This window comes from Calothrix anomala FACHB-343 (assembly GCF_014696435.1).
Lineage (GTDB): Bacteria > Cyanobacteriota > Cyanobacteriia > Cyanobacteriales > Nostocaceae > Aulosira > Aulosira anomala_A.
Genome location: NZ_JACJQG010000069.1, coordinates 1 through 14,203 on the forward strand (window position 1 = coordinate 1; position 14,203 = coordinate 14,203).

A 14,203-nucleotide genomic window follows, 5' to 3' on the forward strand; every position below is an offset into this window, starting at 1 on the left:
CAGGGAGCAGGGGGAAAAATAATATTAATTTGAAACAAGAATGCGACAGATTGTAGGGGCAATGCCTTGCCCTCCTATAATATATTGATGTGTCGCAAACATTATTTGAATTGGAAGTTTTTAAGACGGAGACAAAACGCTTCTTAATGTTTCCCGCCCTAAGCGATCGCTTAGTTGTGGCATTTGATAGCATGGTGATTAAAGACTACGCGCTTGGGGGCATGGCAGTGCCAGTGCCCCTACAATTAACGATTATCAAACGCTTGCCAGTCTTTTGTGTCTGAAGCGATCGCTTATTTGTGACATTTGATAGCATGGTGATTAAAGACTACGCCCTTGGGGGCATGGCAGTGCCAGTGCCCCTACAATTAACGATTATCAAATGCTTGCCAGTCTTTTGTGCCTGAAGCGATCGCTTACTTCTTAACCCTTATAAATCATACACTTCACTGCGATGGGCGATCGCTTCCACAAATACCTGCATCAGTTCATCGTCTATCGAATAGATTACCCTGTAATCTCCGATGCGATAACGATAGTACCCTGCATAATCTCCCTTGAGGGCTTTGATATTGGGGTGAGACTGGGGAGTTTGCTCTAGCTGCTGCAAACAGCGAGCAATTTTTTTGGCTAAGGTTTTGTCAGCATTGATATACACCTTTTGCGCATCGGGATTGAGAAGAACTTCATACATCAGAACGCAGGTTTCTCCAGTTTGTGTATTCAGTTTTTGGGGTGGCTTGATTTTGCTTGATTTGCTCTAGCAATCCCGGAATTGCTAAAAGTTCTTGGGTTGCGGCTTCGCTTTCAATATTTGCTAAATAAGACGCAAAATCAGTCAGTACTTGTAATCTTTCTGGCGATAATTGCTTGATGAATTCATTAAGTTGGCTCTGTAGTTCTGTCACAGATACCAAAACTGCTGACTCTCGATCCTCAATTGGGGAGTTATCTGTAGTATTCATTGTCTACGAGAGCAAATTCAAGGTTTAGTGTCTATTCTAAAATAACACCGTCTCAGGGCAAGCTAGTGGACTGACATAACTAAAATAGTGCATTAGATGTAGGTTGGGTTGAGGCTTTGCGAAACCCAACATGAATTTCAGAAACTCAACATAGATGCTGCGGAATTCAAAATTCAAAATTCAAAATTCAAAATTAAGACAGAATAAGGGTTTTGTCGATTTTGAATGGTCTGTTTATTTACGCCGTGCTGTACTAGCTTGATTTACATGGTGACAAAACGCTTCCCAGTTTTTCTCGTCCTAAGCGATCGCCTATTTTACCCTCAGCAAAAACCCTCACTCCATTAATATACACTGCTTGCACAATCTCGTCGGAACCACGTTTGACTATGCGCGGTTCGTTATCTAACAGGGGATCTAAGATTTCTACTTGGGGACTGATGGGTTGATTTAAGGCATGGGGATTGAGTAATAATATATCGGCTTTCGCACCTACTTTTAGCACTCCCGTATTTAGCCGAAACCAAGCTGCTGGTTCGCCGGTAACGCGAGAAATCGCCGCTTCTGGGGTGAGAAATTTGGTTGTCACTGCTTGCTTGAGTAAAGACAAAGCGCCATCATAGTAACCCAGGTTACGCACGTGAGCACCTGCATCAGTAAATCCTGGGAAGATATGGGGATGCTGCATCATGGCTAACCGTGGCTTTAAGCGGTCGTTTGCGCCTGTAGCTACCCAGCGCAAGTCTGTATCGTATTCTTGTAAAGCTTGTATAAATAAATCTATCGGTTCTTGCTTTTGGCGGCGGGCGATTTCGGCAAAATTTAAACCTTGCCAACTGGCATCAGGACAATTAACCACTTCCATTAATTCTAATTGCCGATGAAATGATTTAAGCTGTTTATTCAGCCATTCTTGGCGAAATTGAGCGCAAAAACTTGCCGAACGCCATAATTGTTGTCTTTCCTGGCGAGATTTACAACCGTTGAGCTGTGCGCCTGTAGGGAATTCTTCAAATAAGGGGGTAACAGGGCCATCTGAGTAAATGGTAAAGGGTTCAGTTAAGGTTTGCAAGCGCACGTTACCGTTAAGCAGGCGATTCCAAATAAATAAGATAGGGGCAAATATGCGCCAGAGTTGGCGATTATGCACAGCATCTAAAGCCGAAAGAATTGTCAGCCGCAGTGGTTTACCAAAGCCAGAACCCATGCGCAGAATATCTACAAAAGAATTTAGCTTGTGTAAATTGGGCGTGACTTGAAACACGCGATCGCGTTTTTTACACAAATTTGCTAACATTGCATATTCCCTAAATTTGGCATGTTGGGAAGGAATAGTATAACCTTGCCATTCTCCGCTCATGCGGTGCCAAGGAAACATATCAATAGAAACGCCAACAAAGCCCGCATCTAAAGCATCGGCGGTAATGCGCTGCATGAGTTTGAGTTCAAATTTGCTCGGCTGTACAGTTAAACTGCGTTCCAATCCCATGACGTAAGCGCGTAAAGCACTATGTCCCAATAATGGTGCTACATTGGGGCCTAGTGGTAACTGTTGTAAATGTTGTAAATATTCTCCTGGTGTTTGCCAAGCCAGAGATTTATTCAACCATTTGCTAATTAAGCGATGGGAAAGCGTCTCTACCCTTTGAAAAATATCTGCGAGAACTTGCGGTTCACCAATGGCAATTGACAAACTACAATTACCAATAACTACGCTAGTCACTCCATGACGCACCGATTCACTTAATCCTGGGGCAATTTCCAACTCTAAATCGTAGTGCGTATGAATATCAATAAATCCCGGCGTCACCCACAACCCAGAGGCATCAACTATTTCTTTTGCTGGGGTAGATATGGCGGGAGAGATAGCAAAAATCTTGCCATTTTTAATCCCCACATCCCCCCGCACAGGCGCAGAGCCTAAACCATCAAAAATTAACCCGTTTTGAATTAGTAAATCTAAATTCATTTGTCATTTGTCATTTGTCATTTGTCATTGGGAAAAAGTCAAATAAAATTCTTCATTTTGAATTTTGAATTTTGAATTTTGAATTTTTTTTAACTGGCTCCCATGCTCTGCGTGGGAGCGATGATTGTGAGGCTCCGCCTCAATTTATCAGAAGACGAGGCAGAGCCTCGCAATACGCATTTCCAGCCGGAGGCTGGAAACGAGATAGTAAAATTCTTAATTTTGAATTTTGAATTTTGAATTTTGAATTTTTTGTCCCCTACCCCCTCCCCCCCAAGGCGGCAACAATAAATAATAATCGCTCCGGTTCAATGGGTTTGGCGATGTGCATTTGAAATCCGGCGGCGAGGGCTTGGGCTTGTTCGGCTTCGGCTGCATAGGCGGTGAGGGCGGCGGCGGGAATTTGTCCGCCTGCTTCCGCATCCATTGCTCTGATTTGACGGATTAAATCATAACCGTCTTGTTCTGGTAAGCCAATGTCAGATAGCAACACATCATAACCAGTGGGGTTAGCCATTAAGGTAGATAAAGCAGCATTAGCTGAGGCTACGGCGGTGACTATGACTCCGTACTGCTCTAGGGTAAGGGAAAATAAATCGCGAATATCTGCTTCGTCATCGACGACTAAAACCCGCAAACCTGTTAATGAGGGGAGATTTTCTAAGGATTGTTCTGGCTGGTTGGGAAAAACTAACTGGTTAACTGTTGGCTCGAAATTTGCGCTTAACTGAGTTTGCAAAGGTAGTCTAACTGTAAAAGTTGCCCCTTGTCCTTCTCCGGGGCTTTCGGCTTCTACTGTACCGCCGTGAAGTTCAACTAAATGACGCACGATGGAAAGTCCTAGCCCTAAACCAGGGTTGGTGCGTCTTCTGGTACCGTCAGCTTGGCGGAAGCGCTCGAAAATATAAGGAAGAAATTCAGGTGTAATACCTTGCCCTGTATCGCTGACTTGAATTTGAGCGTGAACATCACTGTAATCTAAAATAATCTCAATTCTGCCCTCGGCTGGAGTAAATTTAATCGCGTTAGATAGTAAATTCCACATTACCTGTTGTAAGCGGGTAGAATCGCCGTTAATTCTTCTGTCTGTGCTATCTAGCCGAGTGACAATTTGAATATTTTTGGCTTCAGCAGAAATCCTGACAACTTCAATGGCGGCGTTAATTACAGGTACTAATTCCATGAATTCTGCATCCAGACGCAGCCTACCAGCGCTGATGCGAGAAATATCTAGCAAATCGCCAATTAACTGCGCCTGAGCGATGGCACTACGCTCAATTGCTGCTAGTCCTTGATTAATTATCTCCGGTGTGATATCTGGCCGTTGTAGCATTTGCGCCCACCCTAGTAAGGAGTTTAGGGGGTTGCGGAGTTCGTGAGACAAAATTGATAAAAATTCATCTTTGGCGCGGTTGGCGGTTTCGGCGGCGGTGCGAGCTGATTGTTCTTGAGTTAATAACTGAATGCGTTCAACTTCGAGTTGCTTTTGTTGGGTAATATCTTCAATAACTAAGAGAATTAATTGCATATTCTCAATTTGCGGCATTCTTCGCGCATTTAGCCGCATAATTTTGTGCCCAATAGACTCAAAGTTATGCTCGACTTCTAAATCTTGAAATGGGGCGTTGCTGGGGATAACATCTTGTAGGAGCGATCGCAATAACGGAATATTCCACTGACCATTACCCAGTTCAAATATTAAGCGCTGTTCGGTTTCTGGTGGTAGTACTTGAAAGGTTTCGTAAAAACTGCGATTGGCTTTGACTACCCGTAAATCTAAATCTAGCACCACAATCGATTCCCGCACGGTATCCACAATCGCCTCGGCGTAATCTCTGGAGGCGCGTAGCTGTTCGGCGCTGCGTTTTAGGGCGTCAATATCAACTAATACTACTACGGCACCGTCAATTTTATGATCGATTGTCCGGTAAGGTCGGATGCGCAAATCGTACCAATGTCCTTCAGTGTCTTGTACTTCCTGGGTTTTGAGGTTGAGGTTACCAATAACTTCTAAAATTTGCTCTTCTAAATCATCAATATTTAAATTGTGATTAATATCACTGATTGGTCGCCCAACATCCGTAGAAATTAGGTTAAAAATTTTCCCCGCCACTGGAGTAAAGCGGCGAATCCGCAAATCGCCACCCAACATGAGGATGGGAATATTAATATTGCTGAGTAAATTTTGTAAATCGTTGGTTACCTGGGTAGATTCGAGATTGCGCCGTTGCAATTCATCGTTGATGGTGTTTAATTCTTCGTTGGTGGCTTGAATTTCTTCTTTAGCGGTTTCTAATTCCTCATTGGTACTTTGCAATTCTTCATTGCTAGAAAGAATTTCTTCGTTAGCAGCTCTGAGGTTTTGATTAGTGGCTTGCTGTTCTTCAATAATTGATTGCAGATACTCTTTCGTGGTGGCTAACTCCTGCTTGAGGGCGTTAGTTTCCTGCTCTGCTGCTGCTTGTTTACCCCGGCGAGATTTTAAAGTGCGATCGCTCTCTGGTATTATATTAATTGTTGAGGCTGGCATATCTGCAAACATCACTAAAAAATAGGGTTCTTCCCCACCGCGAGCTTTAAACGGTACCACATCCACCTTTACCAGTCTCACTTGACCGTTTTCAAAAATTTGGATACCTTCTTTACATACTGGTACCTGTCGCTGTTTTGCTTGATGAACCGCCGTGCGTAGTTCTAACCGCAGTTCTTCTTTTGCCATCTTTAACAAATTAAAGCTAGGTCTGCCGGCTGGCGGTTGCAGATAAGCACTAGTTTGTCCGCGAAATTGGAGTATTTCTAAATCATTGTCAATAATCACACCAACTGGAGCATACTGACTTAAAATGATTTGGTCAGCAGTTCTCTGCATTTCCATCTCATTCCAAGTATTATCGCTCACTGTTAACTGGGGAGTAGTGACCTTGAGGGAATAGTTATTAGCAATTAAATCTATACCCAACCGCGCTGGAGCCATTTTCCGGCTATATATCTTGGACTTTCTCTCCAATAAAGTAAATAAATCCGAAAATTCCCCTACAGTCTCGGAAGTGCCTAACATTAAAAAGCCACTAGACTTGAGACCATAATGAAACACGGGTAGAACTTTCTTCTGCACCGCGCTGCCCAAATAAATTAGCACGTTGCGGCAGGTAATTAAATCTAAGTGAGAAAAAGGCGGATCAGCAATTAAGTTTTGTCTGGCGAAAATACATAACTCCCGCACTGGCTTGCTAATTTGGTAACCACCTTCTACTTGCACAAAAAAGCGCTGTAGGCGTTCGGCAGAAACTTCGGCTACTTGACTGGGTGTATAAATCCCAATCCGCGCAATTTCAATTACTGCCTCACTAATATCTGTAGCAAAAATTTGGATAGTTGTATTAATTACTTGATTTCCCAAAAACTCCAGCAAGCAAATAGCTATCGAGTAAGCTTCTTGACCGGTGGAACATCCCGCTACCCAAATCCGAATCGGTGAATCTGGGGTATGGTTTTGGGTAATAATGGGGAAGACTTTGGTTTTTAAAGCGTCAAAAGATTCGCGATCGCGGAAAAAACTCGTCACTGTAATCAGCATATCTTGATACAGTGCCAAAACCTCTGCCGGATTTTCCACCAAATAGCGGACGTAATCTTCCAATCTTTCCAGCTTATACAAAATCATCCGCCGCAAAATTCGCCGCTTGAGAGTAGTTTGTTTGTAGTGGTTAAAGTCTACCCCCGTAGCCGCCCGCAATAAACTAAAGATAGTTGAGATAGCATCGCTGTTAGTTGGGATTGGCTCAGATACTTCCGTTGTTGCGGCTGGTGGCTGGCGTTGAATATAAGGATGGCGGCTGAGTTTTGCTAGTTCCTCAGCAATTTCTCGCGGAGTCAAAATAAAATCCACATTACCCGAAGCTACAGCCGTGTTTGGCATACCAGTAACTTTTGCCGAGTCTTGACACTGCGCAAAGGTAATACCACCAGCTTCTTTAATAAATTCTAACCCCCTTGCCCCATCGCCATCGCTTCCCGACAGCACTATGCCAATGGCTTTATTTCCCCGCTCTTCTGCTAAAGAAATCAAGAAAGCATCCACCGACATAAACAAACCATAAGTTTTCTCCCTGGGAGTCAGTTGCAACACTCCCTGAGAAACAGTCATTTTCGCATTTGGCGGAATCACATATACGTGATTCGGTTCCACAACCATACCATTCTGTACTTCCCGCACAGGCATATTAGTTGAGCGAGACAAAATTTCACTCAACAAACTTTTTTGATGGGGACTCAAGTGCTGAACTAATACAAACGCCATCCCCGTATCATTTGGTAAATGGCTGAGTAATTCCGTAAAAGCATCTAACCCACCCGCCGAAGCGCCCATTCCCACTATAGGAAATAATGTATTGTCATGATTGTCTTGTTCTTCATTTGTAGATTGACGAGCCGAAGAATTAGATGGAGATTTTTTAGCAGAACGCCTAGAGGTCATGGTGTGGGTAATTAATACTGGGGGATGTTAAATATTCAGCAATTAAAACTACAGATATGCTTTGCACTTTATCAGATATTATGTCCAATTAACTAGCGAACTGAAGCTTTAAGTTTTTAGCAAGATTTGTGCATTAAATCACATAGAAACTTAATTTTGGTCAAGCTTGATGTTATTATTTTATCCTGATTTGCTAGACAAATTTATCTTGACTGTGGTATCGACATCCAGTTAACAAATATTAGTCTTCTTAGGGTGTGTTGTCGCGTAGCGCAACGCACCGATCAAGAATGTTTAAATATTTAAGTTTAATTAGGATAAGCGTTGCCCAGTCAGCGCTTCGGGGCATGGCAGTGCCAGTGCCCCTACAATCATAACTGGCAATCTGTTGTAAATTCTCATTGCAATTTAAAACAAGAATATAACAGTAAGAATATGGCAATGCCCATAGGTGTCAACTTAACGCACAACCCGGTTACCGCAAGGAACTGAAGTTCCTTGCTAATAGCTAAAGTCATCTCAAGATGACTAAAATATGCGGCAAAATCTTCAGTCTACTTCAGTAGACTTGGACTATTAGCCTTGGAATTCATTCCAAGGCGGATGACGCTTGTACAGAGGCTATTTTTACCTTAAGTTGACACCGATGGGCAATGCCATGCCCTCTAGAATAGATTGATATGCTGCAAACATTATTTAAATTGATATTAGTTAATCAATATAAACAAGGTGCGTTGCGCTGCGCGACAACACACCCTACATAAATATTTAAAAATAGGCTTTGTCATATAACTGCTGACTAATTATGAGCAAATGACATCTTTTAAAATCATGTGTTTGCGACTATCAAAACTAATCTTACCTTCTTGCTTTAATTTGCTCATAAAGCGGGTAATTGTCACTCTATTTGCACAACAAGCACTAGCAATATCTTCATGAGTTAAACGCACATTTAACCGCGTTCCTTCTGCCACAGGTTCGCCAATTTCTTGTTTGAGAAATTCTAAAAAGTAAGATAATCTTTCTTCTACTTGGCGCTTACCAGAAATTGCTAGTAAATATTCTGTTTGCTGCAATCGTTCATTAATTTTCGGTAAAAAGTTATGGCTAAGTGGCGGAGAAGCAGCAATTTCTGAGACATGAATCGATTGTAATTCTACTTCTGATAAAGCGATGGCTTGGTAAATTTTTAGAGAAGTCATGCTAGCACCAAATATCATCCCAGAGCCAACTAAACCAATGAGTACTTCTTCGCCTGTTTCACAGAAAGTACTAAGTTTTACCCAACCTCGACTAACTTGTAAAATCTGTAGCGGGTTGAGACTAATATTGTCTCCCTTATCATATTTATATAAGCGCTGATCTCTGATAACGCCGCTAACATTTTTCATTCCTGCTGATTCCCATTTCTGGCGTTCAGTTATATTCCTAATTAACCAGTTGAGAGAAATTACTTTACCCTGTGCATTGCGAATAGCTGAAACTGTTAACGCCGCATTAAAAATATCACCATGACGTTGTTGCAAGTTAATTAATAATTCTGTATTTCTATCAGATTCTTCTAAGCGGTTAATTTCCGTCCGCAATTGCTGACGTTCTTCGATGGGAACAAAATTAATAATTGGCTTACCAACTAAAAATTGTTGAGAAACATTGAGTAATTTAGCAGCCATTGGGTTAGCTTCACAGATGATACCTGAGGCGTTACTGACTAAATAACCATCTGGCGCTGTATCGAATAAATCTTGATAACGTTGGCGTTCGGTTTCTAAAAAATTTTGTGTTTGGATTAGTTCTTCATTTTGCTGATATAGTTCTTCAACCGCCAACTGCAATGTTTTTGAACTGTGATGAAGTTCCGCAAATGCTTGGGGTAGCATTTCCGATGGCATCCAAGGCAGAATAGTAGCAGTTTGATATAAATCTGCTAACCGCTTGTGCAAGACTTCTGTGCGTTGGAAGAACAGCTCTAGGTTCATTGGCTTCTCTCTTGTTGCAGTTGTTAACTAAGTTTGAACGCTAGGAAGAAAAAACATTTAATATCATAACAAAATCAAATTTTTATTAAAAATCTTTTATACTGGATCGTTTGTGCAAATTTATGCACAAACACTAACTAAATCTATAGCTCAATAATTGCTTTAGATTTGCGTGTAAGTTAGGCTCTTCAAAGAATTAATAATAACATAGTGTACCAAAAACACCACATTTATTTAATGAAGTGTCAAAATGTACGTTTGTAGCTAATAACTCATCAGATGTTGGGCATAGGGCATCGGTTATAGGGCTTGGGGGTATGGAGATTGATGTTTGTCAAAGTAGTATTTTCCAGTTAGTTGTTTTTAAAAGTTTCATAAATTCCTACTTCATATTTAAAAGAAATAGGGTAAAGAAGGTTTTGTGATTTCTTTATTTCTACATTAATAGATTACTAACACAGAATATCTAGCCTGAAGACATATATATTTATTAAGTTTTACTGTCATTAATGCTACATTTTACTCTGTAACAAAGCAATTTATTTTATATAGTAATTAAGTTAATTTTATGTTTATTTCTAGTGTAAATTATCTCATCAACCCATTGCTATACTTGGATTTAGACACTTTCAGTATTATTTATGTAGTTGATTTTAACTTAACAATAATCAAAAGTGCTTAAGCAATATTAATACCTATTTAGTGATTTATTTAACAAAAGAATAGCTCAGATGGTTATGGGAGAAAAATTTTTTACACCAGAGCATATAAGCGGATTTAGAATAATTGTAGTAAACCAAACTATATTACAAAACGTAAATAGACTTGCACTCATTAGGGACTTCCAATTTAAAAAATAACCAATGGCTATGTAGGCAGAGGGGCAGGGGGCAGGGAGCAGGGGGAGTAAACAAAAATCTCCTGAAATAAATTGGGTAATTTATCCTCTGGAAGTCCCTTACCAATGACTAATGACTAATGACTAATGACTATATTAAAGCCAAGCCACTCTTGTATGAATATGGGAGATAATCTTTAAAAGATACAGGGGTGAATTTCATTGCGACCACAATCAGAACTCACTGAAAATTCGTCGATGCAAGCGATCCGGCGAGTGCTGGGGAGCTTGAGCAACTACCGGTGGATTTCTGTAGGAGCTTTATTAAGTCTCTTACTTTTGACAGTTGCGAACGCCGTTACCCCCCAATTATTTCGCTGGGGAATCGATGGCGGAATTGTACCGCGCAATTTGCAAATTGTACTTTACAGTGCAGCTTGGATGGTAGTAGCAGCGATCGCACGGGGTTTGTTTAATTTTGGACAAAGCTACTGGGCGGAAGCCGCTTCCCAAGGTGTAGCCTATGATTTACGCAATAAGATTTTTAGCAAAATTCAAAACCTGAGTTTTAGCTATCACGATCGCTCGCAAACTTCCCAGCTATTAACTCGCGTTACCAGTGACATCGAGCAAATCCGCACCTTTATTGGTACTAGCTTAATTCAAGTCATCGGTGCAGTGGTGACATTAGTTAGTATTGCGGTTGTGCTGTTAATTATGAATTGGCAATTGGCATTAATTACTTTAACAGTAGTGCCAATTTCCGGCTGGTTAATGGCAAGATTTATCACCCGCAATCAAAAACTATTTGGACAAGTACAAGAACAATTAGGTAATTTAAATGCTATCTTGCAAGAGAATTTATTAGGAATTAGGGTAGTTAAAGCTTTCGTGCGGGAGTCGGCGGAAAAGTCGCGTTACACCGCACTCAATGATAGCCTGGTCAAAGCGAATATGAAGACCATTGACGCTATTCATAATACTTTCCCCTTTATTTTCTTGCTGAGTAACTTGGTAACTTTGGCTGTGTTTGCCTATGGAGGAGCGCAGGTAATTAATAATAATTTTTCCATTGGCGAACTCGTAGCTTTTAACTCTTATTTAGTATTAATTCTCCAACCAATTTTACTCATTGGTTTTGCCGCTCCAGCGATCGCATCGGCGGCGGCTTCAGCCCAACGAGTTTATGAAGTGGTAGACGCCGCAGTGGAAATTCGCGATCGCGCTGATGCTGTGGAATTTGATACCTGCAGTGGGAGAATCACCTTTGAAAATGTCTCCTTTCGTTATCCCGGAGCCGCTACCCCCGCCTTAAAAAGTGTATCTTTTGAAACCAAGCCCAGAGAATTAATCGCCATCTTAGGCATGACAGGTTCCGGTAAAAGCACCATCATGAACTTGATTCCCCGCTTTTATGACGTTACCGCAGGCTCAATTCGCATCGATGGGCGAGATGTGCGGGATTTTAGCTTAAAAAGTTTGCGATCGCATATTGGCATCGTCTTCCAAGAAACCACCTTATTCTCTGGTACCATCCGCGAGAATATCACCTATGCTAAACCCCACGCCAGCTTGGCAGAAGTGATTTCCGTCGCCAAAACTGCGCAGATTCATGATTTTATCACCAGCCTACCCGATAGCTACGAAACCATAGTCGGGGAAAGGGGTATAGGTTTATCGGGAGGACAAAAACAGCGAATTGCGATCGCTCGTACCTTACTCACCGATTACAGCATTCTCATCTTAGATGACAGTACCTCTGCAGTTGATGCTCAAACAGCCGCCCAAATCCAAGCCGAACTCGATAATTTCATGCGCCAAAAAGCCTGTGTCACCTTTGTCGTAGCCCAACGCATCAGTACAGTCAAAAATGCCGATCGCATATTTTTAATTGATAAAGGACGCTTAGTCGCCCAAGGAACCCATGAACAATTGATGCGCACCAGCCCGCTTTACGGCGTAATTTTGGAATCTCAAGTCAAGCAAAAGGAGAACAAATGAGAGGTATGGGCCCAGTTGTTGCATCTGAGCAACAAGCAACTAATCAAGTCTCCACTTTGCGCCGCTTTGTACAATATTTCCAACCTTACCGCAAAGAAATTCCTCTAGCCTTGACATTTGTCTTAATTGGTGCATCAACACAAGCGATCGGGCCTTTTTTACTCGGTTGGTCTGTTGATAACTTAATTGCCAAAGGTAATTTACAGGATTTACTGCTGTTATTACTCTTACTAGCGCTAATTTATAGTCTGGGTATTTTGGCAATTCGTGGTCAAATTATGCGCGTCGGTTGGATTATGCAGCGCTTGTTGGCACAATTGCGACAAGATATTTTTCTGAAAATTCAAAGTTTACCATTAAGCTTTTTTGACCGCAGCGAAGCCGGCGATTTAATGAGCCGTCTGCTGAATGATGTTAACACGGTAAATCAGGCATTTGGACAGACAATCGCTCAAATGCTAGGTAACATTTTCAGCTTGGTAGGTATTGTGATTGCGATGCTGGCAATTAATCTGCAACTGGGTTTATTAAGCAACCTCGTTGTCCCCGTGATGATTATCACTACCAGCTTGTTTGCGCGCTGGGCTAGAGATAAATTTCGGGTTACCAGAGAAACTATCGGCGAACTTTCCGCCAAGCTAGAAGAAGATATTGGTAGTGTGCGGGAAGCTCAAGCCTTTAATCGCGTACATCTTAACATTGCCGAATTCGATATCCTCAACGCCGCCAACCGCGACGCTAATGTGGAAGCTGTCGCTATTACTGCGGCATTTTTACCATCAATTGATTTTCTCAATACCTTAGCAACTGCTGGGGTTTTGGCTTATGGTGGTTATTTGGCTGTGACTGGCGGCGCAACTGTGGGTGTAGTCACATCATTTTTATTGTATGTGCAGCAATTCTTTCGCCCGATCCAAATCCTTAGCCAATTTTACACCCAAGCACAATCAGCCTTTGCTGGCTTAGAGCGAATTTTCTTTCTGCTAGATGAACCATCTCAACTGAAAGATGCCGCCAATGCGACGGAAATGCCAGAAATTCAAGGTGAGGTAACTTTTGTTGATGTTAAATTTGGCTATAACCCCAACCAAATGGTGCTGAAAGGTGTAAATTTACAAGCTAAACCAGGGCAAATGATTGCCTTAGTCGGCCCCACAGGCTCAGGCAAAACGACGATTATTAACTTAATTCTGCGGTTTTATGATGTCTCGGAAGGCGCAGTAGAAATTGATGGCATTGATGTGCGGAGTGTTACCCAAGCCAGTTTACGCCGACAAATTGGCATAGTGCTGCAAGATAATATTTTATTTAGCGGCACTGTGGCGGAAAATATCGCTTTTGGTTTGCCTCATGCTACCCAAGCGGAAATTGAAGCGGCGGCACAGATGGCGAATGTCCATGAATTTATTACCTCATTACCTCACGGTTACAGCACTCAACTAGGCGAAAGAGGCGCACCTCTCAGCCAAGGACAACGCCAACTGATTAGTATTGCCCGTGCGGTATTGATTAACCCGAAAATTTTGATTTTGGATGAAGCTACTAGTAGTATAGATACACGTACCGAAGCTTTAGTCCAAAATGCGATCGCCCGTTTATTAAAAGGTCGTACTAGTTTCGTAATTGCCCACCGTCTCAGTACTGTTACCCAAGCCGACCAAGTGCTAGTCATCCAGCAAGGACAAATCGTTGAACGGGGAACCCATACCGAACTGATTGCCGAGCAAGGTGTCTATGCCAACCTATACGCCCTGCAATTAGGTGCAGCCACAACATCAGTTTAGTTGGGCATTGGGCATTGGGCATTGGGCATTGGTAATTTCTTCCCTATACCTATCTGGCTGATACTTTACAGCAGTTTTCATATATTTAGACCACAGGCTGATATCTGTATTTCTTTGTTAGTTTGCAACGGCAGTTGCTACCCTTCGGGAACGCTTTCAGCGAACAAGTCGGGAAACCGCAAGGGCGCAC

7 protein-coding genes are annotated in these 14,203 nt (G+C 42.0%); 2 read left to right on the plus strand and 5 right to left on the minus strand.

The window, feature by feature from the left end; translation table 11 throughout:
- Nucleotides 1-430 precede the first annotated feature (430 nt).
- From H6G08_RS29350 to H6G08_RS29370, 5 genes are all read right to left on the minus strand, one after another.
- Entirely contained in the window at nt 431-694 is a 264-nt protein-coding gene (locus H6G08_RS29350; RefSeq protein ID WP_190549535.1) for a type II toxin-antitoxin system RelE family toxin, read from the minus strand.
- On the minus strand, nt 687-965 hold the full coding sequence (locus H6G08_RS29355) for a hypothetical protein (protein ID WP_190549537.1): 279 nt from the start codon (nt 963-965) through the stop codon (nt 687-689). The genes H6G08_RS29350 and H6G08_RS29355 overlap by 8 nt, the downstream gene beginning before the upstream one ends.
- A 253-nt stretch (nt 966-1,218) precedes the next feature.
- The gene (locus tag H6G08_RS29360; protein WP_190549539.1) at nt 1,219-2,934 is read right to left on the minus strand and encodes an N-acyl-D-amino-acid deacylase family protein; all 1,716 of its coding nucleotides are present in this window, start codon (nt 2,932-2,934) and stop codon (nt 1,219-1,221) included.
- A 259-nt stretch (nt 2,935-3,193) separates the two neighbouring features.
- Nucleotides 3,194-7,411 carry a chemotaxis protein CheB gene (locus H6G08_RS29365; protein WP_190549541.1) on the minus strand — a complete coding sequence of 1,406 codons (4,218 nt, stop codon included), beginning with the start codon at nt 7,409-7,411 and terminating at the stop codon, nt 3,194-3,196.
- 803 nt (nt 7,412-8,214) lie between these two features.
- Nucleotides 8,215-9,390 carry a PAS domain S-box protein gene (locus H6G08_RS29370; RefSeq protein WP_190549543.1) on the minus strand — a complete coding sequence of 392 codons (1,176 nt, stop codon included), beginning with the start codon at nt 9,388-9,390 and terminating at the stop codon, nt 8,215-8,217.
- 1,096 nt (nt 9,391-10,486) lie between these two features.
- Here H6G08_RS29370 and H6G08_RS29375 point away from each other — a divergent pair.
- Nucleotides 10,487-12,229 carry an ABC transporter ATP-binding protein gene (locus H6G08_RS29375; protein ID WP_190549592.1) on the plus strand — a complete coding sequence of 581 codons (1,743 nt, stop codon included), beginning with the start codon at nt 10,487-10,489 and terminating at the stop codon, nt 12,227-12,229.
- A complete protein-coding gene (locus H6G08_RS29380; protein WP_190549545.1) occupies nt 12,226-14,013 on the plus strand; it encodes an ABC transporter ATP-binding protein in 1,788 nt (595 codons plus the stop codon). Before H6G08_RS29375 ends, H6G08_RS29380 begins: the two co-directional genes overlap by 4 nt.
- The last annotated feature ends 190 nt before the right edge of the window (nt 14,014-14,203 follow it).

What these genes read in the sequence shown, in the direction of transcription:
- H6G08_RS29360 (WP_190549539.1), bottom strand. Translation starts at nt 2,934, where the DNA reads ATGAATTTAGATTTACTAATTCAAAACGGGTTAATTTTTGATGGTTTA.
- H6G08_RS29375 (WP_190549592.1), top strand. Translation starts at nt 10,487, where the DNA reads ATGCAAGCGATCCGGCGAGTGCTGGGGAGCTTGAGCAACTACCGGTGG.
- H6G08_RS29355 (WP_190549537.1), bottom strand. Translation starts at nt 965, where the DNA reads ATGAATACTACAGATAACTCCCCAATTGAGGATCGAGAGTCAGCAGTT.
- H6G08_RS29370 (WP_190549543.1), bottom strand. Translation starts at nt 9,390, where the DNA reads ATGAACCTAGAGCTGTTCTTCCAACGCACAGAAGTCTTGCACAAGCGG.
- H6G08_RS29350 (WP_190549535.1), bottom strand. Translation starts at nt 694, where the DNA reads ATGTATGAAGTTCTTCTCAATCCCGATGCGCAAAAGGTGTATATCAAT.
- H6G08_RS29380 (WP_190549545.1), top strand. Translation starts at nt 12,226, where the DNA reads ATGAGAGGTATGGGCCCAGTTGTTGCATCTGAGCAACAAGCAACTAAT.
- H6G08_RS29365 (WP_190549541.1), bottom strand. Translation starts at nt 7,411, where the DNA reads ATGACCTCTAGGCGTTCTGCTAAAAAATCTCCATCTAATTCTTCGGCT.